Origin of the sequence: Klebsiella sp. V115_8 (assembly GCF_029967715.1) — a bacterium.
In the GTDB taxonomy this organism is placed as follows: domain Bacteria; phylum Pseudomonadota; class Gammaproteobacteria; order Enterobacterales; family Enterobacteriaceae; genus Klebsiella; species Klebsiella quasipneumoniae.
The window spans coordinates 207,567-227,887 of sequence record NZ_JASCAR010000002.1; the positions used below are offsets into that span (position 1 = coordinate 207,567).

Genomic DNA, 20,321 nt, shown 5'->3' on the forward strand with positions numbered 1-20,321 from the left:
GCTGCAGAAATAAAAAAAACCGCTGATTATCAGCGGTTTTTTTGTGCTTACCGTTTAGCGATGCGCCAGTTCGGCCTCTTCTTCGCTATCGAAAATCGACTTGTCGGTCTGGCGCAGCCACTGGCTGGTCAGCGTCCCGGCGGTCATGGAGCCGTTAACGTTCAGCGCGGTACGCCCCATATCGATCAGGGGTTCGACGGAGATCAGCAGCGCCACGAGGGTCACCGGCAGGCCCATCGCCGGCAGGACGATCAGCGCGGCGAAGGTGGCCCCGCCGCCCACCCCGGCGACGCCCGCCGAGCTGACGGTGACGATGCCCACAAGGGTGGCAATCCACATCGGATCCAGCGGGTTGATGCCTACGGTCGGTGCGACCATCACCGCCAGCATGGCCGGGTAGATACCGGCGCAGCCGTTCTGACCAATGGTGGCGCCAAAGGAGGCGGAGAAGCTGGCAATCGACTCCGGTACGCCGAGACGACGGGTCTGCGCTTCCACGTTCAGCGGAATGGAGGCGGCGCTGGAGCGGCTGGTGAAGGCGAAGGTGATCACCGGCCAGACTTTACGGAAGTACTTCAGCGGGCTGATGCCGTTAATCGCCAGCAGCAGGCCGTGAACGACAAACATGATGCCCAGCGCGATGTACGAGGCCACCACGAAGCCGCCAAGCTTGATGATATCCTGTAGATTCGACCCGGCAACCACTTTGGTCATCAGCGCCAGCACGCCGTAAGGGGTCAGCTGCATCACCAGACGAACCAGCTTCATCACCCAGCCCTGCAGGGTATCGATGGCGGTCAGTACGCGCTGGCCTTTTTCCACATCCTCTTTCAGCAGCTTCAGGGCTGCGACGCCGAGGAAGGCCGAGAAAATGACGATGCTGATGATCGAGGTCGGGTTAGCCCCGGTGAGGTCAGCAAACGGGTTCTTCGGCACGAAGGAGAGGATCAGCTGCGGGACGCTGAGATCGGCCACTTTACCCACATAGTTGCTCTGAATGGCGTTCAGACGGGCGGTCTCCGCGCTGCCCTGGACCAGCCCCTCGGCGGTGAGGCCGAACATGTTGGTCACCAGCACGCCAACCAGGGCGGCGATCAGGGTGGTGAACAGCAGAGTACCGATGCTCAGGAAACTGATTTTCCCCAGCTGCGAGGCATTGTGCAGGCGGGCCACGGCGCTAAGGATTGACGCGAAGACCAGCGGCATAACGATCATTTGCAGCAGCTGGACATAACCGTTGCCGACGATATTGAACCACTGGATGGAGTCTTTCAGCACCTGGCTGTCAGACCCATAGATCAGCTGTAGCGCCAGACCGAAGATCACGCCAATCGCCAGGCCGACCAGGACCTTCCTGGCCAGGCTCCACTGTTTATGGCGAGTTTGCCCCAGCGCAAACAGCAATACGGCGAACACGACTACGTTCGCTATTAATGGAAAGTTCATCCCCGTTCTCCTGATATTTTTATAACCTGGGCTGGTGGATAACCAGCTCTTATGACCGCAAGGTTAGCAGAAGGCGTTATCAAGGACTTATATTCAAATGGAATGGGTTATAACCAAATGGCGTTTTCTGCCGGTTTATCGCCCACTCTGGTGACTTATGAAGCGATTGAAGGTGATCTGCAGGGAATTAATCACCCCGGAAGACCAGCGTATCGCGCTGTTGTCCGCCAGCGTCTGCGGCATCCAGACGGCATAGACGAACAGCGCCATGCATAAGGCGCGCTCCAGCTGGTTGCCTTTGCGCGGCGCAAGGATCGGCAGCCGGAAGCGCCAGCGACACGGCCATAGCAGCGGCACTCCGGCTGGGGTGAGCATATCGGCGAGAATGTGGCTGAGATAGCCCAGCACCAGGCCCTGGAGGGCGTCCGCCGGGACAATCCAGCTGTCAGGCACCTTGAGGTAGAATAGCGTCAGCGCGCCAAACACCGCCAGCAGGCTGTGGGTGAAGCCGCGGTGGCCAAAGGCCCGCGCCACGGGCCTGGAGATCCAGCTCAGCCGCTGGCCAAGAAACGACTTTGGGTGATCGATGTCCGGCAGCAGGCAGGTCAAGACCGCGGAGGGCACAATATGCCACCAGTCGCCCTGCGCCAGCACCGGCGTTAACTCTGCGTTTTTGGCAAATACTGCGCAGGCGATTGAAAAGAAGAGATGGCCTTCCGCCGTCATGATAACACACCCTAAACTGTCGATTCATACAGTATAGGGTTTTTATACAGTGCACGGAAGAGGTGACGGTGTAACTCTTTGTCACAAATTCTCAGCGCGCCAGCCATCCGCCGTCGACGGCCAGGGTATAGCCATGAATATAGTCGGCGGCGGACGAGGCGAGAAACACCGCCGGCCCCTGCAGGTCACCCGGCACCCCCCAGCGACCGGCGGGGATACGCTCAAGGATTGCCTGGTTACGCTCTTCATCTTCGCGCAGCGCCTGGGTGTTATTAGTGGCCATATACCCGGGCGCAATGGCGTTGACGTTGATACCCTGACCAGCCCATTCGTTGGCCAGCAGGCGGGTCAGGCCCAGCACGCCGCTTTTCGAGGCGGTATAAGAGGGGACGCGGATCCCGCCCTGAAACGAGAGCATCGAGGCGATGTTAATAATTTTCCCGCCTTCACCCTGGCGAATGAACTGCCTGGCGACCGCCTGGCAGAGGAAGAAAACCGCTTTCAAATTCAGATCGATGACCGCGTCCCAGTCGCTTTCCGTGAAGGTCAGGGCGTCATGGCGGCGGATAATCCCGGCGTTGTTAACCAGAATATCGACCCGGCCCATCGCCGCCACCGCCTGGTCGACCAGAACGGTCATATCATCCTGATGGCTGAGATCCGCCTGAATGGCATGAAAGCGGCGGCCCAGCGCCTCAACCTGCGCGGCCGTGTCGTGGGGAATTTTGCGGTTGATGCCGACGATATCGCATCCGGCCTGCGCCAGGCCCAGCGTCATTCCCTGTCCCAGGCCGGTATCGCAACCGGTCACGATGGCGACCTTACCCGTCAGGTCGAAGGCGTTCAGTACCATATTCACCTCTGCGTGCTGATCTTCAGGCGTACGATGACGCCACCTGTGCCCAGCATAGAGGCAGGAAAACAAAATTACAATTAAAATGAAACGCTGTTTTGATTTTATTGCCGGCGGCGTGACGGCGATCGCGTCAGCCGCCAGCGGCCTTACCCGAGCAGCGCCTCGACGGTCAGGGCCTGCAGTGACGGCAGCTTGACGTCCGCCAGCACAAAGCGCGGGTCGCGGCTGTTCTCCGCTTCCGGCACCACGATAGCGCGCATGCGCGCAGCTTTGCTGGCGATCATGCCGTTGACCGAGTCCTCCAGCGCGACGCAGCGCTGTGGGTCGACCCCGAGGGCGGCGGCGCAGTTGAGATACACCTGCGGGTGCGGTTTGCTCCAGGGCAGATGCTCCGCCGAGGCGAGGGCATCAAACTGATCGCGCAGCTCGAACATATTGAGCACTTTCTCCAGCATCACCAGCGGCGAGGCTGAGGCCAGCCCAACCTTCAACCCCTGGGCTTTACACAGGGACACCGCCTCGCGCACCCCCGGCAGCAGCGGACGTGAGGCTTCCACCAGTTCGATGGCGCGACGGATAATGCGCGCGGTGGCTTCCGCGCGGTCCACGCCGCGCCACGGCTGCTGGGCGTACCACAGATCCACCACCAGGTCGATTCGCAGACCCAGCAGGTCGGGCAGTTCATCGCGGCGGCGGGTATCCACCCCCAGGCTCTCCATGACCTCGACCTCCGCCTGATCCCAAAGCGGCTCAGAGTCAATCAGCAACCCGTCCATATCAAAAATCGCAGCCTCAATGCGGCGCTTCGCTGACATATGTCCTTCTCCTGTTGCGTAATCAGATAAACGAATCGGCATTCATGGTATATCATACCGCGCATTATTGGGCGAAATTCGCCGTGGAAGATAGACTTATACCCGACACATTCGGGTAAGCGAGGAGCGCCTGCGCCACGCAACGGGCGGCAGGCGAACCACTAACGCGTCTTTAACAAGGGGAACTCATGACGTACCAACAAGCTGGACGCATTGCGGTCATTAAACGTATTTTGGGATGGGTCATCTTTATTCCCGCCGTGCTGTCGACGCTGATTTCTGTCCTCAAATTTATGTATGAGCACAGTGAAAAGAAACCCGGCATTGACGCGGTAATGATGGATTTTGCGCACGTCATGATTGAGATGATGCGCTTTAACACGCCGTTCCTGAACTTTTTCTGGTACAACTCACCGCTGCCGGATTTCCACCACAGCCTGAACATCGGCTTCTGGATTATCTTCATTCTGGTGTTCGTCGGTATGGCGCTGCAGGCCTCCGGCGCGCGGATGGCGCGGCAGGCGAAATTTCTCCGCGAGGGGATTGAGGATCAGCTGATCCTCGAGCAGGCGAAAGGCGCGGAAGGGTTAACTCGCGAGCAGCTCGCCGAACGCATTGTGGTGCCGCGACATACGATCCTGGTGCAGTATTTCCCGCTGTACGTGCTGCCGGTGATCGTAATTGTCATCGGCTACTTCTTCTTCTCGCTGCTGGGCTTTCTCTAAGCCAGGTGCCCGGTTAGCCGGGCGCCATCTTATTCCGCCGGCAGAGGGCGTGGTTTACCCTGATTATCGACGGCAACGTAGATAAACAGCGCTTCCGTCGCCTTGTAGCGCTGGCCAATTGGTTCTGAAGAGACTTTTTTCACCCACACTTCGATGTTGATGGTTACCGAGGTATTGCCGCGCTTCACGCAGCGGGCATAGCAGCACACCACGTCGCCGACGGCCACCGGACGTAAAAAGGTCATCCCATCCACGCGCACGGTCACCACGCGACCCTGGGCGATCTCTTTGGCCATAATGGCGCCGCCGATATCCATCTGCGACATCAGCCAGCCGCCAAAAATATCCCCGTTGGCATTAGTATCCGCCGGCATTGCCAGGGTGCGTAAAACCATTTCGCCCTTCGGGGCGAGATCTGTTGTTGTCATGCTCTACTCTGTTGTGGTCAAAGACGATCAGCGGGATGCTACTATGAAAACGGCGGAGAGAGAATAGGGGATAGCGCCCGCGGAGGCGGGCGCAGGCTGCCGGGGAATTAGTGGTGGTCGTCCTGCGGCATATGGCGGTAGATGTAGATCCCGCTCAGCAAGGTAAAGACCAGCGTGAGAGCGGTTAAACCGAAGACCTTAAAGTTAACCCAGATATTCTGCGGCAACCAGAAGGCGATATAGATATTAGCCAGCCCACAGAGGATAAAAAACGCCGCCCACGCCAGGTTTAGACGCGACCAGACCTGCTGCGGCAGGGTCAGCTCTTTACCCAGCATGCGCTGGATAAGCGGCTTTTTCATTACCCACTGGCTGAACAGCAGCGCGCCGGCGAACAGCGCATAGATCACCGTCACCTTCCATTTAATAAACTCATCATTGTGGAAGAAGAGCGTTAATCCGCCGAAGACGGCCACCAGCACGAAGGTGATCAGCGCCATTTTTTCGATTTTACGGTAGCGCACCCAGCTGTAGATCAGCACGATGGCGGTCGCCACAATCAGCGCCGTGGTAGCGGCGTAGATATCGTAAAGCTTGTAGAAGGCGAAGAAGACCACCAGCGGTAAAAAATCCAGAAACTGCTTCATACATCGATCCCGTCTGTCAGGACGGACCGGGAAATTTCCCGGTCCAGGTTAAAATTAGCTACGGATAAGCATATACACGCGGAATAAATAGATCAGCAACAGGGCGGAAATCAGGTTGCTGATGGTGTTGATGACCACCGCGCCGACGTTCGGCGTCAGCACGGCAAAGCTGGAAGCGAACAGCAGCAGCAGGGTTTTCGCCACCAGCCAGCCGATAATGGCCGGCGCCACCAGCCGCAAATTGGCCCAGGCCAGACGCATGCTGCTGCGCATGGCGCTGAGGATGCCCATTTTGTCCTGCACCAGCATGATCGGCGCAAAGGCCAGCACAATGGCCAACAGGACGCCGGGCACCAGCACTAACATCATCCCCATCTGCACCAGGAAGGTGGTGAAGAGGATCAACAGCAGCAGCTTCGGCAGCACCGGCGCCGAGGCGCCGATAGCGCGCAGAGCGCTGACGCGATGACCGGCAGAGACCAGCTGGATGAGCAGCAGGACGCCGCCGGCGAGGATCGCATTGCCCACCAGACCCGAGAAGGTCGATGCCGCCGAGGCGCGCAGCAGAACCTGCTGCTGCTCCGGCGTCATATTCTGCACCAGCTCGAACAGGCCTGCGCTACCGGCGAGGTTGTCGCCTTCGCTGAGTATCGACAGCTGCTCGTCGCTGGGTGAAAAGGCATGGCCAAGTACTACCGTAATGAACGCGCACAACAGCGCAATCAGCAAAATGGTAATGAACTGATTACGAAAAAAATTCCCGGTGTCACGGTAGACGGACTTCGCCGTGATAGACATGCATTCTCCTTGAGTGTCGCAGGTGTTAACTAGCCGGCGATTGTACCGCAAATCGTTCCGTCGTAGCACTCTCTGCGCCGGTCAGGGCAGGTATATCTTTGTAAAGAGGCCGCAATGGCGGCAGGCCATAGCGCGCTCGCGCCCGGTTGCAGGCGTCGTTTTCCTCGCCATCTTCCCCGGACATGGCGAATTCGCGACATGGCGAGGGACGGTTTTCATAGATAGTGCAGTGGACGGCGTCGCCGATTTCGCCCGATAGCGCCGCGCAGCGGCCCTGGCGTTGATTGGTGCCGCTCATGCAGCGCAGGAAAGGGGTTAGCGGCTCGGTCAGCGCGGAGGGCACCAGGCCGCCCGCGTCGTCGGCTTCCGCCCAGTAGAAAGAGACACGAAAATACGCACAACAGGCACCGCACGTCATGCACGGGTTGATTTCACTCATAATTACACCTGAAAAAAACGCATCAACACAGATTGTCGGCAGTTAACTTATCCAGCCGCCTCAGCGGCGGCAAGAGGGGCATAAATAATTTTTTTCGCGAAAAGTGAAAATTGATGTGCGAAGGATTCAGCGTATTGCGTTCGGTATCAAAAATTAATCTGGATCAATAAATGTTAAATCTAAGGTTTTAGTGTGATCTAAAACAGATCAAACGTAACTCGTTATAGGTATATTTGGCCGCGCTGAAAAACCATAATGAGGAAGTGGACATGAAGAAGTTAGCAGCGGCGGCATTAATTCTAAGCACTCTTTCCACCGGCAGCGTCTGGGCGCATGAAGCGGGTGAATTTTTCATTCGCGCCGGGACCGCCACCGTCCGACCGACGGAGGGCTCTGACAATGTGTTAGGCAGCCTTGGCGGTTTCAACGTCAGTAACAACACTCAGCTGGGTTTAACCTTTACCTATATGGCGACCGATAACATCGGCGTGGAACTGCTGGCGGCAACGCCGTTCCGCCATAAGGTTGGTACCGGGCCAACCGGCACCATCGCCACCGTCCATCAGTTGCCACCCACCCTGATGGCGCAGTGGTACTTTGGCGATGCGCAAAGCAAGGTGCGCCCTTACGTGGGGGCGGGGATTAACTACACCACCTTCTTTAATGAAGACTTTAACGATAACGGTAAGGCGGCCGGGCTTTCCGATCTGAGCCTGAAGGACTCCTGGGGCGCGGCAGGGCAGGTCGGCCTCGATTACCTGATTAACCGTGACTGGCTGCTGAATATGTCGGTGTGGTACATGGATATCGATACCGATGTGAAATTCAAAGCCGGCGGCGTGGACCAGAAAGTCAGCACCCGCCTGGATCCGTGGGTGTTTATGTTCTCCGCAGGCTATCGGTTCTAAATTCTTCTGCAAAACTCCTGCAAAATCCCTCTGCAAAACTGGTCATTATACGACCAGTTTTTTCCACTCTTTCCCGCGTGAATCATTGTATCGATCAGTCATTGTTTTACTGGTGTGTCCTAGCAAAATTTGAGTATCAATGCCTTGTTCACGATAAAGCCGTTCAGATAAAGATCTTTGTTCGTGAAAGCTCGGAGGCGTACCATTTTTTGACCAATCGTAATCTGCCTCATCTCTTGCCTTACTGAATGCCACTGTGAGTGTACCGGGTTTTACTTTGCCTCCTCTTTTTGCAGTCCCTTTTGCATGATGGTGATGCAACAAATACGGACTCAAAACTCTATCCCTACACAAAGAGATAACCTCTCCAAGACTCATACCTAACTGGTAGCATTTCAAATGTAGTGGAAGTGCTATCTTTGCCCCTGTTTTGCTTTGTTCGATAAGAAGATAGTTATCCTCAACATCCGAAAATTTCATATTGCATATGTCTGCAAGGCGCTGACCGGTTATGATGGCAAGAAGCATTCCACGCTGAAGAAAATAATTTTCCTTTTCTGCCGATGCATATATGATCTTCCACTCATCAAAGGTCAGACGCTGCCTGGAAATCTTCACATGAGGTTTTTTTGCTGCTTCTGCTGGATTAAAACCAACTGGTACGTCCCCGAGTTGCTGTGCCTCTTTAAAAACGTCTATGACAACTTTTCTGAATATTTGCCCCATTCTGTTATGCCCTTTTTCTTTGTACTCATCTAATATGTTGACAATGTCTTTAACGGTTATCTGATCAAGTGAACGTAATCCAAGATGTTCATCCAATACTTTAAGTGGTGAATTTTTTTGTTTTAATGTGTTGAGTTTAATTTCTCCGCGGCTATATCTTTCTTCTTGAATCTTTTTGTACCGAGTGATAAATGTTGTTACCGACGATGATCCCCCCATCCGCTCATGTACTTCGTTTTTTATTTTGAGGATATTTCTCATTTGTTGTTCTGCGAGTCGAGTGTTTGCTTCTATTGCAATCTCGGTAGCGATCTTTTCATCTGTACCTAATCCATGAAACTTACCTGTAACAGGGTGTTTATAACGCCAATATACTTTGTTCGTCCTTGAATCAAAGTACGGAGATAGCCCGGGAATATTGACGTTATGTTTGCGTGGTCTGCCCATCTTCAAGAATTCTCCTAAGTAACGGGTGATCTTGTTTTTTCATCACTGGTTTCGTTGCCATCCCGACAAAGCGGGCTGTAATTTCTACCCGCCAACTTTTCCCGACTTTTTGAGGTGGAGGGGAAATCATTCCATTCTTAGCATATTTATTTAAGGTTGATGGGCCCGGAATAGGATCCCCAAACTCATGTTCAGCCCATACAGACAGAAGAACTAATCGCGACATATTTCCTCCTAATAATGGCCCAATACAGGGCCATTTGCTGAATTTGTAAAATCAGTTTTGAGTTAGTTTCTGCAGCACTTGATTTCCTTCGATGAGGCGCTGCCAGATTGCAGAAACATACCGGGCCTGGTGAATAGCATCGGCAAGTGCGTTGTGTCGTTCGCCCTCAAACGGGATTGCTTTTTGGGGTTCGTAGTTTATGGCATGGCCGAGTTCTACCATTGTTCGAACGTCCCGATCGTTCCAGTATTCCCACGGATAATCTTCAGCAATGCAATCGTAAGAAGAACGCAGAATAGAGTTGTCGAATGACGCACCGTTACCCCATACCTGCGCCTTTTTGCTCCCACCAGCGACATTATCAGAAACAAACTCTCTGAACTGGAGTAATGCATCCAGCAACGGGATAGCATCATCATTTACGATCGCAGAGCGTGCTTCGGAGGACTGCTTAAGCCACCAGATAACAGTAGAGGGATCGATTACGGCGCCCCAGTTCACAGAGGATTCAAGGCATACGACTTTATAGAAACTTTCTCCAATAGAGCCGGTTGCCGGGTCAAAAACAACCGCACCAATAGCGACGATAGGGGCGTTATGTTTTTTACCCATGGTTTCCAGATCAACCATAACGTGAACATAATCAATTGGCTGATCTTCCTCCTTATTATGATGACCGGATTCAATATCTACAGCATCCATTTGATGAACAACTTCATCTGTTTTTTCTTTTTGGTTAACCTTGCCCGTAACGTCAACAAGACCGTCAATGGAAAATACTCCGTCCCCAATTTTTGAAACTTCAGGTTGCCTGGTCTTGGTAAGGTCTTCGGTTACCCGCTTCGGATCCGTAGGGTCGCTAATCCCTTCAACATATTCGCCGCGCTCGGAGGCCAGAACCTGATTAGCGTCTGGATGTTGCTTTTGAGCCTCTTTTACCAGTTCGGTACCAACTGCTTTAAAATCGGAGGAGAGTGTTTCCAGTTTTGCGCTGCTATCCTCTCCGGCGATCGCTTGGTTTATTGCATCCAGAGTGACTGCAGCAGATGGAATATGTCCCGCCTTGGCAAGCGTTTCAGCGCTCGGGGTATCATGCTTATGTTCAGTCAGATTCGCGTTGATGTAGCCACGCAACCGATCTGGAAAAGGAGTTATTCCACTGGATGCTTTCCTGATTAGTGCAAAAATCGCTGCACGGGAATAATCAAGGATGCCTGGTGTGCTCCGTAATGCTGCAGACCATTCTTTAAATGGACTTTCTTTCTTCTGTACTATTTCCTTCGCGCGGCGGTGGACTGATGCCGGAAAATTATAGATATCAAAATCCATAGGCATCGTCGCAAGGGCGATCTCTATATCCAGAGTATCCAGCGAATGCTGATAATCCGGATTGCGGTCAGTTTTGTTACCGCCGCCAGCATTGGCCCCGGCATCGGTTTTGTTTATTGAGGTGATATAGTTTCCAGCAGCCCATTCCTTTGTAAGGATCCCGCGGTCAATGTGCGACGTTTCAAGCCACAATTTGGCGAACTGAATTTGCTTGCCGAGCTCATGGCGTTTCCCCACAGGAAATACGCTCTTAAATGCACTGGTAAATTTCCACAGGCCAGGCATATCATATTTTTTAAGCTCCGGAATGTTTTCTGCCGTCAGCAGCAGATTCTGCACACCGTGATTATCCGTATCCATTTCCATCGCTGAAAGGCGGTTACGATGAGGAATGCTAATGTGATACACGTGACGCTCGTCGGCCATATACTGGGCAAGCAGCTGCGTGCGGAATGACATTTCCGCCAGGTTGAAGAGTGCTTCTTCATTGTTCGAATAGTCCTCTTCATCGCTATTTGCAGGAGAGATATCGTTTTCTGGTTTACTGGAGGGCTGTGGTTCAGCAGCCGCCGGCGCAACGATTTTTTGCCATGTCAGCCCGTCTTCACCACCAAGCTCGTAGCGATCGCACCAGGTGTCATCCAGTACACCTTCTTCCGGTAAGTCATCAACGATGAGCCAGTTGGTGCGGATCGGCAGCTGATGGCTGGCGCCGCGGCCAACGTTAATTTCAGCGTCTTCCAGGATGTCCAGGATTTTGCGCTCGGCGCGAGAATCGGATTTAGCAGAGAACCAGCAGAAGAGACTTTTCGCTTCGTTTGCTTTTGCCTTAGCTTTAATGAGATACGGGTAGTTGTTCATTGCGTTTGGGCTCCTTTGGATTGTAAGATACCCGGCAGCTGATGGCAGCCGCCCTGGTGGTGGTCATTGGTCAAAACTCGATTCCGGAAAGCTTTGGTCGGCTGACCGGGTACTTAACCCGCCTTGCGCGGGTTTTGTGCTTTATGGGGCTGGCGAATCGCCCCGCAGCAGCTGTGATACGCGAACGTCGTCAAGCGCTCGCAGGATAGGCTCAAAAGTTTTATGGGCTGGCAGTTTAGATACCGCAGTGATCACTTCTGTAACGGTGATGTCATCACCGCGGGGGCTATAACCACCACCTGGGCCACGCTGTGAAATTACCAGGTTACCCGCCCGCAGCTTTTTGAAGATCTGCTCAAGGTATGAAGTAGACAGCTTTGACTCTTTACTGATGGCCGTCATTGAAACGGGCGAGCCGTCATAGAGCTTATTCAAAGTGGCGGCGGCCTGGACAGATGCCAGAACGCGTTTCATTCCAAATTCCATAATCACTTCTCCGGCCGTAACGGCCATTGGTCAAAACTCGATTCAAAAACTCACTGCAGGCTGTTGGTCGACAGCCATTTTTTGTGCATTTCGGTAGGGTAGGCACTGGCCCAGTATTTTTTGTTCATCGGCGTTGCTGTTGCAACTGGCCTCTGATGGATAAACACCGATCAGAACATCAGAGCATTCACCAGTGAGAGCACATACGCTGATGACAAGGGCAAACAGGGTATTCATGCCTCAGCCTCAGGGTTTCCTTTCTGCGCCAGTAAGTAACACAGCTGGCGTAGTCTCACCTCGAACCAGTTCAGGTGGGTCGCCTGGTTCCCGGTAGGTACTCGGGCAAAATCCTTCATAGTTATCTCCAGTTAACTCAGTATTAGGATGTGGTTTTGCAATGCGGCGCCGGGTGCCTCCCGGTGACGGCAGCCAGTTAACAACTACCGCCGACAACTTTTTCCCCACAACGTGTGAATGACCGCCATGTTTACTTTTTTAACTGTGTCGCGTGCGCATAGCCGCATTCACCGCATTGCAAACCCTGATTTTTTATTTTCACTACTTCGACGCGCTTCGTCGGTGGTGTCGTGACGCTGATCTTCACGATTGAGCTTTTTCACCCTGCAATTCACCACCACGAAGCGCGCAGTATTTCCATTACATTTCAGAAGAGGCGCAGTCTGCCGGCTTACCTGAAAGTGCCGCGGTAAACTCGCTGAAACTCAGTGCCTCTTCACCTTCAGAGAGGTTTTCAAAATAGTCTTCGTATGCTTTATCCATACTTATTTCCTTCCCTTAAGGCCGGGCAGCCGAACGTTGAACCTGCTGCGATTGATATTGCTGTCATCTCATCCGGTGTTTCGTATGCCGCCGGCAGCTACTACGTGGGCTTCCTGCCTCGATGACTTGCTGCGATGGAATGATTAAAGCATTGGTTTATGTTTGATGTCAACATTGGATTTATGTGGATGCAAACTTTTGCTTTAATCAAGACAGGGGAGCTGTTGGAGTGATTGAGGCTGCGCGGCAGGCAAAAAAAAACCGGCATTTGCCGGTTTCATGGGGTGAGATCAGAGATGTTAGTTAGTGTCGCTAGCCTTAAATCGACCACGGAGATATTTCTCAACATAATCATCGATTTCTTTTAGGCGGACTTCAAACGTATCGATCATTCTCTCTTGTTCAGCCTCAGGTAACTGCCTAAACAGACGTAACATTTTGCTCTCATTTGGCTTGAGGCCTGAATCTTCAGATACTTTCTCTCCAAGCAACCAAGTTACAGACACATTGGCAGCTTCCGCGAGGGCAATTGCGGACTTTTTACTGATTACTCCTTTCTTAAACCACCCATTCACCGCTTGAGGTGTAACTCCAGCAATGCGAGCCATATCCGCCTTGCTGATCCCTCTTTGAGTAATTTCTTCCAAACGAGCAATCAGTTGGTTGTTGAGTTCTTCAGTGTTTTTCATAAGCCCATTGTAAAGGTTTAGTTTATAGCCACAATAAATTAAAAATTTGCATTGAATATAAACCTATGCTTTATTATGCCTAACTTAACGAGGAGATAGTTATGACAGCCCTTGATAACGCAATTCGAGTAGCTGGCTCAGCCAATAAATTAGCATCAACGCTTGGAGTAAGCGGCATGGCAGTAAGTCAGTGGAAAACAAAAGGTATTGTGCCTTCATCGCGAGTTTTACAGGTTTTTAATGCAACGGGCGTTACGCCTCATGAATTACGTCCTGATCTATATCCGAATCCAACGGATGGAATACCTAAGGAGTGACCATGCAAACCACCTCTTTTGAAAATCATACTCCGGTGATGAGTATGCAACTGAAAACGGAAAATCAGTATTTGCCCCGTCGGCGTGACGGCAAGAAATGCCGAGCCATTTTGGCCGCCGTTCAGGAATGGGAGTCCTCATTACCTGGGCGTGCGCAAGACCACGTTGCGCAGCTGGTGGCCGAACAGTGGGAGAAACAAAACGGGCGCGGTATCAGCGTCAATAAACAAAATCTGTATCGCTACCTGAAAAACGAGGGCGGTTCAGAGAAGTACACCAGTTATGTCATCCAGCTTTCGGCGGCGATCGCTGATGCAATGCCGATAGAGATCGCGCGCAAACATGGCCTAAAACATGGCTTAACTGAAACTGAGCTGGTGGCCAATGCAATCAAAGAATGCAGCGAAGCGCACCAGGCCAAGTTACTTGGCGCACCTCTGCAGAAACTAGAGCGTGAAATACGGGAAGCTGCAATTGCACTTTTTAACATGCTCCCTGCAGATGCGGCGGGACCACTACTGGCGAGCATCAGCGCCGTAGCGCCGCAGTTTTTCTAATCGAGTTTTGACAATGACCACCAGCACCAGCTGGTTAATAAGAGGTTTCAGATGGCCCGCATCAGAACAGTTAAACCTGAATTCTGGACAGATGAGAAGGTGGTGGAATGCTCAATACCAGCGCGTCTCCTGTTTATCGGGTTGTTCAACTTCGCCAACGATATGGGATGCCTTGAGCGTTCGCCAAAACGGTTGAAGATGCAAATCTTCCCTGCGGACGCGCTCGATTGCGAACCACTAATACAGGAACTGATCACTCATGGATTACTCATTGAGTATTCAGTGAATGATGTCTGCTATTTACAGATTAAAGGTTTCCTTAAGCATCAAAAAATAAACAGGCCTTCAGCTTCAAAAATACCTCTTCCGCCAGAACTCACTGAGGATAAGGCAGGAGAGGAAGAAAAAAGAGCTCCTAATCAAGGAGGGCTCAGTGAGGACTCAGTGAATCCTCATGGAGGACTCACTGACGGAAAAGGAAGGGAAGGGAAGGGAAAAGGATCAAACCCCACTCTCTATGCGCACAAGGGAAATGTTTTTCAGGAACCTCAGTATCTGCCTGGAGTGGATATTCCGATCGGGAAATTCGCCATGCACGACCTTTGGCTGCCGTCACAGGACTGGCCGCGACTGGCTGCTACCTGGGGAATAGCGCTTCCCGAACCGGCATACCTGCCAACAGAGCTGGCAGAGTTCACCGCGTACTGGAAATCCGAGGGGAAAGTGTTCACTCAGATTCAATGGGAGCAGAAATTTGCCCGCAGCGTGATAAGTGCCAGAGCCAAATCCAAACCACAACCAGCAACCGGAGGTAACGGCAATGCAAGAATTCAATCAGTTAACACCGCATCCCGGGCAGTCCAGCAAATTCAGGAAGCCAGAGAGCTCTGGGAGAAGCAACGCGGACTTGCTGGCGGCGGATACGGCATGGCGGCTATGGACGGTCATGGGGGAGATATTCTCGAATCGGTGGACCCAGAAGAACGGGGCGGCGCCCTCGGATATGTGGATTGCCCAGATTGGATCGATGAGTGATGCCCAGATTACCCTGGTCTGCCGCCAGTGCATGGAGCGCTGCGCCGCGGGTAACACATGGCCACCGGATCTGGCTGAATTCGTTGCTCTGGTATCTGCCAGCGGTGCTAACCCGTTCAATCTGACATCCGAATCTGTAATGGCGGAATACAAGCGCTGGAGGAATGAGTCTTACCGATACTCGGGCAGCGACAAATACCCATGGAAACAGGATGTTCTGTATCACATTTGCCTTGAGATGCGCAGAACCGGAGTTGAGAGGAACCTGACGGAGGGAGAGCTGAAAAAACTGGCAGAAAACTTACTCACGAAATGGACCAAACACCTGGCTAACGGGTTTTCGATTCCGCCAATTCGTCAGCAGTTGGCAGCACCGAGACATCCAGCAGGACCGACGCCAGCGCAGATTCTGATGGAAGAGTACAGACGCCGAAAGGCGGCAGGTTTAACCAAGTAAACGAGTTTTGACCATGACCAAACAATCAAAAACCAAAGTAACCAAAGCACAGATGGTGCTTGCCATCGTTAGTCGGACGCCAGAATGCGTCCTGCAGGATGTCTGCGATGCGCTGGACTTGCAAGCCAGTACAGCAGGTAACTTGCTGCGGCAGCTACATGCCGCGGGAAAACTCCATCGTACCCATAACGGCTACCAGTATGTCTATCGAGTGGTTGAAGGCGTTGAGGTTCCCGATGTTGCCCTGCCGCAGACTGCAACACCATTATCTGAAGAGGATGTGAAAAAAGTCCAAAACGCACTGTCCCTGGCGAAGACGCTGGAAGACAAAAAGCTGTGGCGCCGGGCTGCGACTGTTTACACATCGATGCTTGGAATGACGACAACAGCAAACGAGCTCTGGTTGCTTGCCAGAATGCGCAACCGCTGCCTGCGCAACGCGGCGAGGTGCTGATTATGACTAAAAGAACCCAACTGCAGAAGGTGCGGGATGTTCGGAGGATTATTGATTTTGTCAAAGAACATGGGCGCATCACCACCGAACAGGTAGCTGAAATGACTGGGCTTTCCATAAAAGCGGCTCGGCTGGATATGCAGGTTGCGCAGAGAACCGGGGAGATCATCCGCCATGGCCGTCATGGATTATTCCGCGATCATCGTGCTGCTATCGATTTTGACTTGGTGAGGTATGACTTTCGTAGCAAAGGGGAGATTCTATGACAATCGCAAAAACTCATACTGGCACCGTGATCACCAAAGACGGTCCTCAGCTTAAACTTCTGCATGAAAACGTCCTCTATGTGGGTTGTCGGGAAAACGGAGTGTTACAGGAAAGACACGGGTAAACGGCATTTTGCTGAGCATACGCGCCGTCGGCTGCTTCTCGACTCCATTAAGCCTATCCAAGTGAAGCATGGCTGATTTAATCAAAAGTTTTCGAAAGTTATTGCTGGATATTGATTTCTAGTAATGTATAGCAACCTAGGAATAGTAAATAACATTTAACATCATGCAATAAACAGCGAGCGAAAACTGCATCTTGTTGGCATTATTCTGGACTAATTGCGCGGCTTTAGGCCGCGTAATCATTTCTTCCGATGAAGAAATCAGCATTCGATCAAATTTTCATTTTTTTTTCTGTTTTATTGACATCTTCTCCAGGCCTCATGCGACGTGGACTTGAGGAATATTACCCTCCTGCAACCTCAATTTAACGTCAAAATCAACACTTGTGCTCAGCAAAATTCATCGGATAATAGGTTACAGAAACAGCAATTCGGTGTTTTGTTTGCATGAAAAAACCCGGCATTGCTTGCCGGGTTTTTCGGTACTCACGTCAGGTTGGAGGCCTGAATGTGAGAGGGGCTTTCTTTACTTGACTCAAAAATGATAAATCGACGCTCCCACCTTTGCAATGGCTGCGTGCATTTTTGCTGTGGGAAAGATGTTTTTACAGGTAAATTTATTGTTATCTCATTGAAACCGAAATGGAAACTTTATAAAGCAATAAACATTTTTTTTAAGTGTTGCTAAAGTAGTAATAGTCCTTATCGGTAACGGGTGGAACCGTTTCTGAAACCCTCACAGGAGGGGGCTTTCTTTACTTGACATAAAGAAAACCATTGCTTGAGGAAGATTTAAAGGGCAGCAATGGGCTCTCCTCCGCTTACCCGTAACTCTTTTAAAGGGAAGTGGACATGATAAATGTTCTTAACTTTATGCAGTTCGCGACGAACCTGATCGAGGCAGTAATTAACCTCGTGCAGGCCATTCAAGAGCTGCTCCATATGTTCCCGCCTATTGTTTAGTCGGTACGTATGGTGACCAAGGCCGGGCGCTAGCTCGGCTTTTTTTACGTTTTGTTTAAGTCTGCGTAGTTGACTAAATCGCCCTGCGACAATACTGTATTTATATACAGTATTGTCGCAGGGGGGTACTATTGTGGGATTTCCATCTCCAGCAAATGATTACGTTGAACAAAGACTTACGGTATCGAGCCTTTGCCATTTCGGTGCAAACTGCAGGGTCATAGAAACGAGCGCTGGTTATGCCGTTGTTGATGTGTCACGTCGAGCACGTCAGGGCGATCATGTGCTTATATCTTGCTCAGGAAACGTTCAGTTTGCCATCGTACGTGGTCGTTCCCTTATAACCACCGAAGGTGAGGCTATAGAAGGTGAGGCTCTTGATGATGTAGTGGTTGAAGGGGTGGTAACTTTCCTGATCAACCGTGCTTATCACCACGACGATGACCAAATACCTGTAATTTAAACCTCGACCCGCTATGGCGGGTTTTTTTCATTTATGGAGAAAAGATCAAGCTAAACATGAGCATGGGTAGTGAAAAGTGACATTAAGATCTTGAACATTTCGCCTAACAGGTATACTGTTTATTTATACAGTACTTGCATGAGGAGCTAGTTATGAAAGTGGAAATCACAATTGATCGCCAAAAAAAATTGCCGGATGGCGCTGTGCCTGCTCTGGAGAAGGAGCTACTGCGGCGATTGGATCAAAACTTTAATAACTGCCGACTTGTGATTCGCCGGGCCAGTTCTGATGGGTTAACCGTGCTTGGTGGAATGGACGGAGATAAAAAACGTATCGAAGAAATCCTTCAGGATACCTGGGAAAGCGCTGATGACTGGTTCTGTTAAGTTGAGGCCCAGTGGCTTACCTGGTTTATTTTGAGGATTTTGCTGTGGGTAAAAAACAAGAAATGCCGAACACCGGCTATGCAATTATCAGATGCGACGATGGTGTGATCGTTGCCCGTCTGACATCCTTTCCTGTATGTGAGCGCGCTTTGATGTACCGGCGCGGCGATACTGTTTCGTTTATGCCTCTGCAGCCGGATGAGATCGTGGGGACTCTCTCTCTCTTTTCACAGATGATTGAAAAGGCTAGGTCTGGAGTTGGTTACCAGGTTCCGCCTGGTTCTGTTACACTCCCGTCATAGGCCTGAACAACCTATACCTGCTGCGTCGCGGAGAGAAACCATGACGCAAACCCCCGAAGTATCAAAATCCCATCAGACTGGTGCTCCTTCATCGAGCGCCGGTTTGCTTTCGTCTTCAAAACTAACTTTTCGACAGCAGGAAGTTTTCGATCTGCTGGTGGCCTACATCAATCAGCATGGCTACCCACCTACGCTATCCGAGCTGGCCGATATGCTCGGCGTTAGCTCGTCTAATGCTGTCCTGTTGCATCTGCGTGCGTTAGAGAGAAAAAATTTTATAAAACTCTCTCGCCGTGTCTCCAGAGGAATTTCCATCGTCGGGCGAAAGGAGCCTATGCTCGCCGTGCAACTGCTGCAGGAAATGATCGCTGAAGAACCCGGAGCGCGGGAAAGAGCGATTGAGTTTTTGCGACTGTTCGGTGATCAGCCATGAAGAAAAGTTGGTTTTTACACGAGCAGCTTTCAGAGGCTGAGGCTACAGAGCTGGTGGAGCGATACCGTAAAAATAACTGTGTGGTTGAGAAGAGCTTATCCAGAGACTTTGCATCGTGGGAGATCCGCGTGTTGTTGCCGGAATCGAAGAAGCCGCCACGGATTGACAGGACCTACATACAGAAGATGTGGAGGGACTGATGCGAGCTTTGCTTAACGTGGATATTGCACGCCATCTTGGAATTGTCCTGCTTAAACCGGGTAGTGAATTAATGCCGTTATTCGGTGCCGGCCGAGTTCTTGTTGAAATACCGCCGGCAAGCATGAAAAAGATACCCAGTGGTCGTCTTCCTGATGCCCGGCAGCCGTTGCGGGATGATATGGGGATTAGACCTTTTTTCATGAAGAAGGCAGTTATCACTGCAGCTGGTGGGGTTAGTGCCCTCGAGTCATGGTTGCGTCGGCAGGTTAAAAACTGTCAGTGGACACATTCCGATTACCATCACCATGAGCTCGTCCCGTTTCGCCATTCGACGGGTGTAATAATCGCATGCTGGCACTGTGATAATGAGCTGAAAAACCAACCGGAACAAACCCTCGATCAACTGGTAGGTGTTAATAACGCTGACTGGATAATCGACACTGCACGTATCGCGCTTTGTCTGGACGCTCAGCGATCATTGTCACTGGCGGAGCTATGCTGGTGGGCGGTAGGCGCCGGGATTGGAAATGAAATTACAGAAGAAATGGCGCGCCGATCCCTGCGTATTAAAGACGATGGCATTAAATCGGTTTACAGGGAGAGTGAGATTGTTCCGTCGGTACCGGCCACCAGCATTCTTTCTCCTCGTATCGAAAAAGCAATCAGGCCAACGGCAATAGCAACGCCGGACAAACCTCTGTTACCTGTGAACGTCGATCCTGTTGCACCGGCGACACTATTCGCCAGACCTAAGCGGATTCGATGGTTATCAGCTGACTTTATTTCATGGGTTAAAAAACAGCCGTGTATGTGCTGCGGGCAGCCGGCAGATGATGCACACCACCTTATTGGCTGGGGGCAGGGCGGCGTAGGCACCAAGGCCCACGATATTTTTACGATCCCATTATGCCGCAAGCACCATCGCTCTTTGCACCATGACCCAGCCGCTTTTGAGCGTGAATACGGCACCCAGCCGGTATTGATTATTAAATTGCTGGATCGGGCTTACTCGCTCGGCGTTCTATCCTGA

Annotated in this window: 29 protein-coding genes and 1 pseudogene; 15 read left to right on the forward strand and 15 right to left on the reverse strand. The window is 51.7% G+C overall.

Features of this window, described 5'->3' with window-relative positions:
* Nucleotides 1-54: 54 nt before the first annotated feature.
* The 4 genes from QLG03_RS03320 to hxpB form a co-directional block, all read right to left on the reverse strand.
* Complete coding sequence (locus QLG03_RS03320; protein ID WP_023289308.1) at nucleotides 55-1,446, reverse strand: L-cystine transporter; 1,392 nt, start codon at nucleotides 1,444-1,446, stop codon at nucleotides 55-57.
* A gap of 135 nt (nucleotides 1,447-1,581) precedes the next feature.
* Entirely contained in the window at nucleotides 1,582-2,172 is a 591-nt protein-coding gene (locus QLG03_RS03325) for a metal-dependent hydrolase (RefSeq protein WP_023289309.1), read from the reverse strand.
* A gap of 91 nt (nucleotides 2,173-2,263) precedes the next feature.
* A complete protein-coding gene (kduD, locus tag QLG03_RS03330; protein WP_032452531.1) occupies nucleotides 2,264-3,025 on the reverse strand; it encodes a 2-dehydro-3-deoxy-D-gluconate 5-dehydrogenase KduD in 762 nt (253 codons plus the stop codon).
* A 149-nt stretch (nucleotides 3,026-3,174) separates the two neighbouring features.
* Complete coding sequence (gene hxpB / locus QLG03_RS03335) at nucleotides 3,175-3,843, reverse strand: hexitol phosphatase HxpB (protein WP_255987255.1); 669 nt, start codon at nucleotides 3,841-3,843, stop codon at nucleotides 3,175-3,177.
* Between the two features lie 188 nt (nucleotides 3,844-4,031).
* Between hxpB and QLG03_RS03340 the strand changes: the two genes are divergently transcribed.
* Nucleotides 4,032-4,568, forward strand: coding sequence for a YniB family protein (locus QLG03_RS03340; protein ID WP_023283571.1), 537 nt, complete (start codon nucleotides 4,032-4,034; stop codon nucleotides 4,566-4,568).
* A gap of 29 nt (nucleotides 4,569-4,597) precedes the next feature.
* Here the strand turns inward: QLG03_RS03340 and yciA are convergent, their stop codons facing one another.
* From yciA to QLG03_RS03360, 4 genes are all read right to left on the reverse strand, one after another.
* Nucleotides 4,598-4,996 carry an acyl-CoA thioester hydrolase YciA gene (yciA, locus tag QLG03_RS03345; RefSeq protein WP_002901629.1) on the reverse strand — a complete coding sequence of 133 codons (399 nt, stop codon included), beginning with the start codon at nucleotides 4,994-4,996 and terminating at the stop codon, nucleotides 4,598-4,600.
* A gap of 107 nt (nucleotides 4,997-5,103) precedes the next feature.
* Entirely contained in the window at nucleotides 5,104-5,643 is a 540-nt protein-coding gene (locus QLG03_RS03350; RefSeq protein WP_004203842.1) for a septation protein A, read from the reverse strand.
* 54 nt (nucleotides 5,644-5,697) lie between these two features.
* A complete protein-coding gene (locus QLG03_RS03355; protein WP_023289311.1) occupies nucleotides 5,698-6,441 on the reverse strand; it encodes a YciC family protein in 744 nt (247 codons plus the stop codon).
* 25 nt (nucleotides 6,442-6,466) lie between these two features.
* Nucleotides 6,467-6,880 carry a YkgJ family cysteine cluster protein gene (locus QLG03_RS03360; protein WP_023289312.1) on the reverse strand — a complete coding sequence of 138 codons (414 nt, stop codon included), beginning with the start codon at nucleotides 6,878-6,880 and terminating at the stop codon, nucleotides 6,467-6,469.
* Nucleotides 6,881-7,149: 269 nt separating this feature from the next.
* On the opposite strand from QLG03_RS03360, the gene ompW reads away from it, so the two are divergent.
* On the forward strand, nucleotides 7,150-7,788 hold the full coding sequence (ompW, locus tag QLG03_RS03365) for an outer membrane protein OmpW (protein WP_023289313.1): 639 nt from the start codon (nucleotides 7,150-7,152) through the stop codon (nucleotides 7,786-7,788).
* Nucleotides 7,789-7,833: 45 nt separating this feature from the next.
* Here the strand turns inward: ompW and QLG03_RS03370 are convergent, their stop codons facing one another.
* The 7 genes from QLG03_RS03370 to QLG03_RS03400 all read right to left on the reverse strand — a co-directional run bounded on the left by QLG03_RS03370 (nucleotide 7,834) and on the right by QLG03_RS03400 (nucleotide 13,332).
* Nucleotides 7,834-8,961: a phage integrase Arm DNA-binding domain-containing protein gene (locus QLG03_RS03370; RefSeq protein ID WP_282473567.1), complete on the reverse strand. Its 1,128-nt coding sequence runs from the start codon at nucleotides 8,959-8,961 to the stop codon at nucleotides 7,834-7,836.
* Nucleotides 8,939-9,187: an excisionase gene (locus tag QLG03_RS03375; protein WP_071599122.1), complete on the reverse strand. Its 249-nt coding sequence runs from the start codon at nucleotides 9,185-9,187 to the stop codon at nucleotides 8,939-8,941. The genes QLG03_RS03370 and QLG03_RS03375 overlap by 23 nt, the downstream gene beginning before the upstream one ends.
* A gap of 51 nt (nucleotides 9,188-9,238) precedes the next feature.
* Entirely contained in the window at nucleotides 9,239-11,377 is a 2,139-nt protein-coding gene (locus QLG03_RS03380) for an exonuclease (protein ID WP_282473568.1), read from the reverse strand.
* A gap of 141 nt (nucleotides 11,378-11,518) precedes the next feature.
* Nucleotides 11,519-11,863 (reverse strand): Rrf2 family transcriptional regulator, encoded by a 345-nt coding sequence (locus QLG03_RS03385; protein WP_349017248.1) that lies wholly within the window; start codon nucleotides 11,861-11,863, stop codon nucleotides 11,519-11,521.
* Nucleotides 11,864-11,905: 42 nt separating this feature from the next.
* On the reverse strand, nucleotides 11,906-12,100 hold the full coding sequence (locus tag QLG03_RS03390; protein WP_282473570.1) for a DUF1482 family protein: 195 nt from the start codon (nucleotides 12,098-12,100) through the stop codon (nucleotides 11,906-11,908).
* A 420-nt stretch (nucleotides 12,101-12,520) separates the two neighbouring features.
* Nucleotides 12,521-12,643, reverse strand: coding sequence for a hypothetical protein (locus QLG03_RS03395; RefSeq protein ID WP_016529975.1), 123 nt, complete (start codon nucleotides 12,641-12,643; stop codon nucleotides 12,521-12,523).
* A 299-nt stretch (nucleotides 12,644-12,942) separates the two neighbouring features.
* Nucleotides 12,943-13,332: a helix-turn-helix domain-containing protein gene (locus QLG03_RS03400; protein WP_012542200.1), complete on the reverse strand. Its 390-nt coding sequence runs from the start codon at nucleotides 13,330-13,332 to the stop codon at nucleotides 12,943-12,945.
* A 101-nt stretch (nucleotides 13,333-13,433) separates the two neighbouring features.
* Here QLG03_RS03400 and QLG03_RS03405 point away from each other — a divergent pair, with 101 nt between their 5' ends.
* The 13 genes and pseudogenes from QLG03_RS03405 to QLG03_RS03460 all read left to right on the forward strand — a co-directional run bounded on the left by QLG03_RS03405 (nucleotide 13,434) and on the right by QLG03_RS03460 (nucleotide 20,321).
* Nucleotides 13,434-13,649: a Cro/CI family transcriptional regulator gene (locus QLG03_RS03405; RefSeq protein WP_012542199.1), complete on the forward strand. Its 216-nt coding sequence runs from the start codon at nucleotides 13,434-13,436 to the stop codon at nucleotides 13,647-13,649.
* Nucleotides 13,650-13,651: 2 nt separating this feature from the next.
* Entirely contained in the window at nucleotides 13,652-14,206 is a 555-nt protein-coding gene (locus QLG03_RS03410; RefSeq protein ID WP_014907826.1) for a toxin YdaT family protein, read from the forward strand.
* A gap of 51 nt (nucleotides 14,207-14,257) precedes the next feature.
* Nucleotides 14,258-15,241, forward strand: a complete 984-nt coding sequence (locus QLG03_RS03415) for a DnaT-like ssDNA-binding domain-containing protein (protein WP_282473571.1) — start codon at nucleotides 14,258-14,260, stop codon at nucleotides 15,239-15,241.
* The gene (locus tag QLG03_RS03420; protein ID WP_282473572.1) at nucleotides 15,153-15,698 is read left to right on the forward strand and encodes a replication protein P; all 546 of its coding nucleotides are present in this window, start codon (nucleotides 15,153-15,155) and stop codon (nucleotides 15,696-15,698) included. The genes QLG03_RS03415 and QLG03_RS03420 overlap by 89 nt, the downstream gene beginning before the upstream one ends.
* 13 nt (nucleotides 15,699-15,711) lie before the next feature.
* A complete protein-coding gene (locus QLG03_RS03425; protein ID WP_200793164.1) occupies nucleotides 15,712-16,152 on the forward strand; it encodes a hypothetical protein in 441 nt (146 codons plus the stop codon).
* Nucleotides 16,153-16,154: 2 nt separating this feature from the next.
* A complete protein-coding gene (locus QLG03_RS03430) occupies nucleotides 16,155-16,418 on the forward strand; it encodes a DUF977 family protein (protein WP_282473573.1) in 264 nt (87 codons plus the stop codon).
* A pseudogene (locus QLG03_RS03435) lies at nucleotides 16,415-16,619 on the forward strand (hypothetical protein). The gene QLG03_RS03430 and the pseudogene QLG03_RS03435 overlap by 4 nt, the downstream one beginning before the upstream one ends.
* 1,020 nt (nucleotides 16,620-17,639) lie before the next feature.
* Complete coding sequence (locus QLG03_RS03440) at nucleotides 17,640-17,969, forward strand: hypothetical protein (RefSeq protein WP_072056617.1); 330 nt, start codon at nucleotides 17,640-17,642, stop codon at nucleotides 17,967-17,969.
* Nucleotides 17,970-18,121: 152 nt separating this feature from the next.
* A complete protein-coding gene (locus QLG03_RS03445; protein ID WP_048297249.1) occupies nucleotides 18,122-18,355 on the forward strand; it encodes a DinI family protein in 234 nt (77 codons plus the stop codon).
* Nucleotides 18,356-18,366: 11 nt separating this feature from the next.
* Nucleotides 18,367-18,657: a hypothetical protein gene (locus QLG03_RS03450; protein ID WP_077257741.1), complete on the forward strand. Its 291-nt coding sequence runs from the start codon at nucleotides 18,367-18,369 to the stop codon at nucleotides 18,655-18,657.
* Between the two features lie 40 nt (nucleotides 18,658-18,697).
* Nucleotides 18,698-19,090, forward strand: a complete 393-nt coding sequence (locus tag QLG03_RS03455; RefSeq protein ID WP_016160645.1) for a hypothetical protein — start codon at nucleotides 18,698-18,700, stop codon at nucleotides 19,088-19,090.
* Nucleotides 19,087-19,290: a hypothetical protein gene (locus QLG03_RS25300; protein ID WP_017898980.1), complete on the forward strand. Its 204-nt coding sequence runs from the start codon at nucleotides 19,087-19,089 to the stop codon at nucleotides 19,288-19,290. The genes QLG03_RS03455 and QLG03_RS25300 overlap by 4 nt, the downstream gene beginning before the upstream one ends.
* Nucleotides 19,290-20,321, forward strand: coding sequence for a DUF968 domain-containing protein (locus QLG03_RS03460; protein ID WP_135704264.1), 1,032 nt, complete (start codon nucleotides 19,290-19,292; stop codon nucleotides 20,319-20,321). Before QLG03_RS25300 ends, QLG03_RS03460 begins: the two co-directional genes overlap by 1 nt.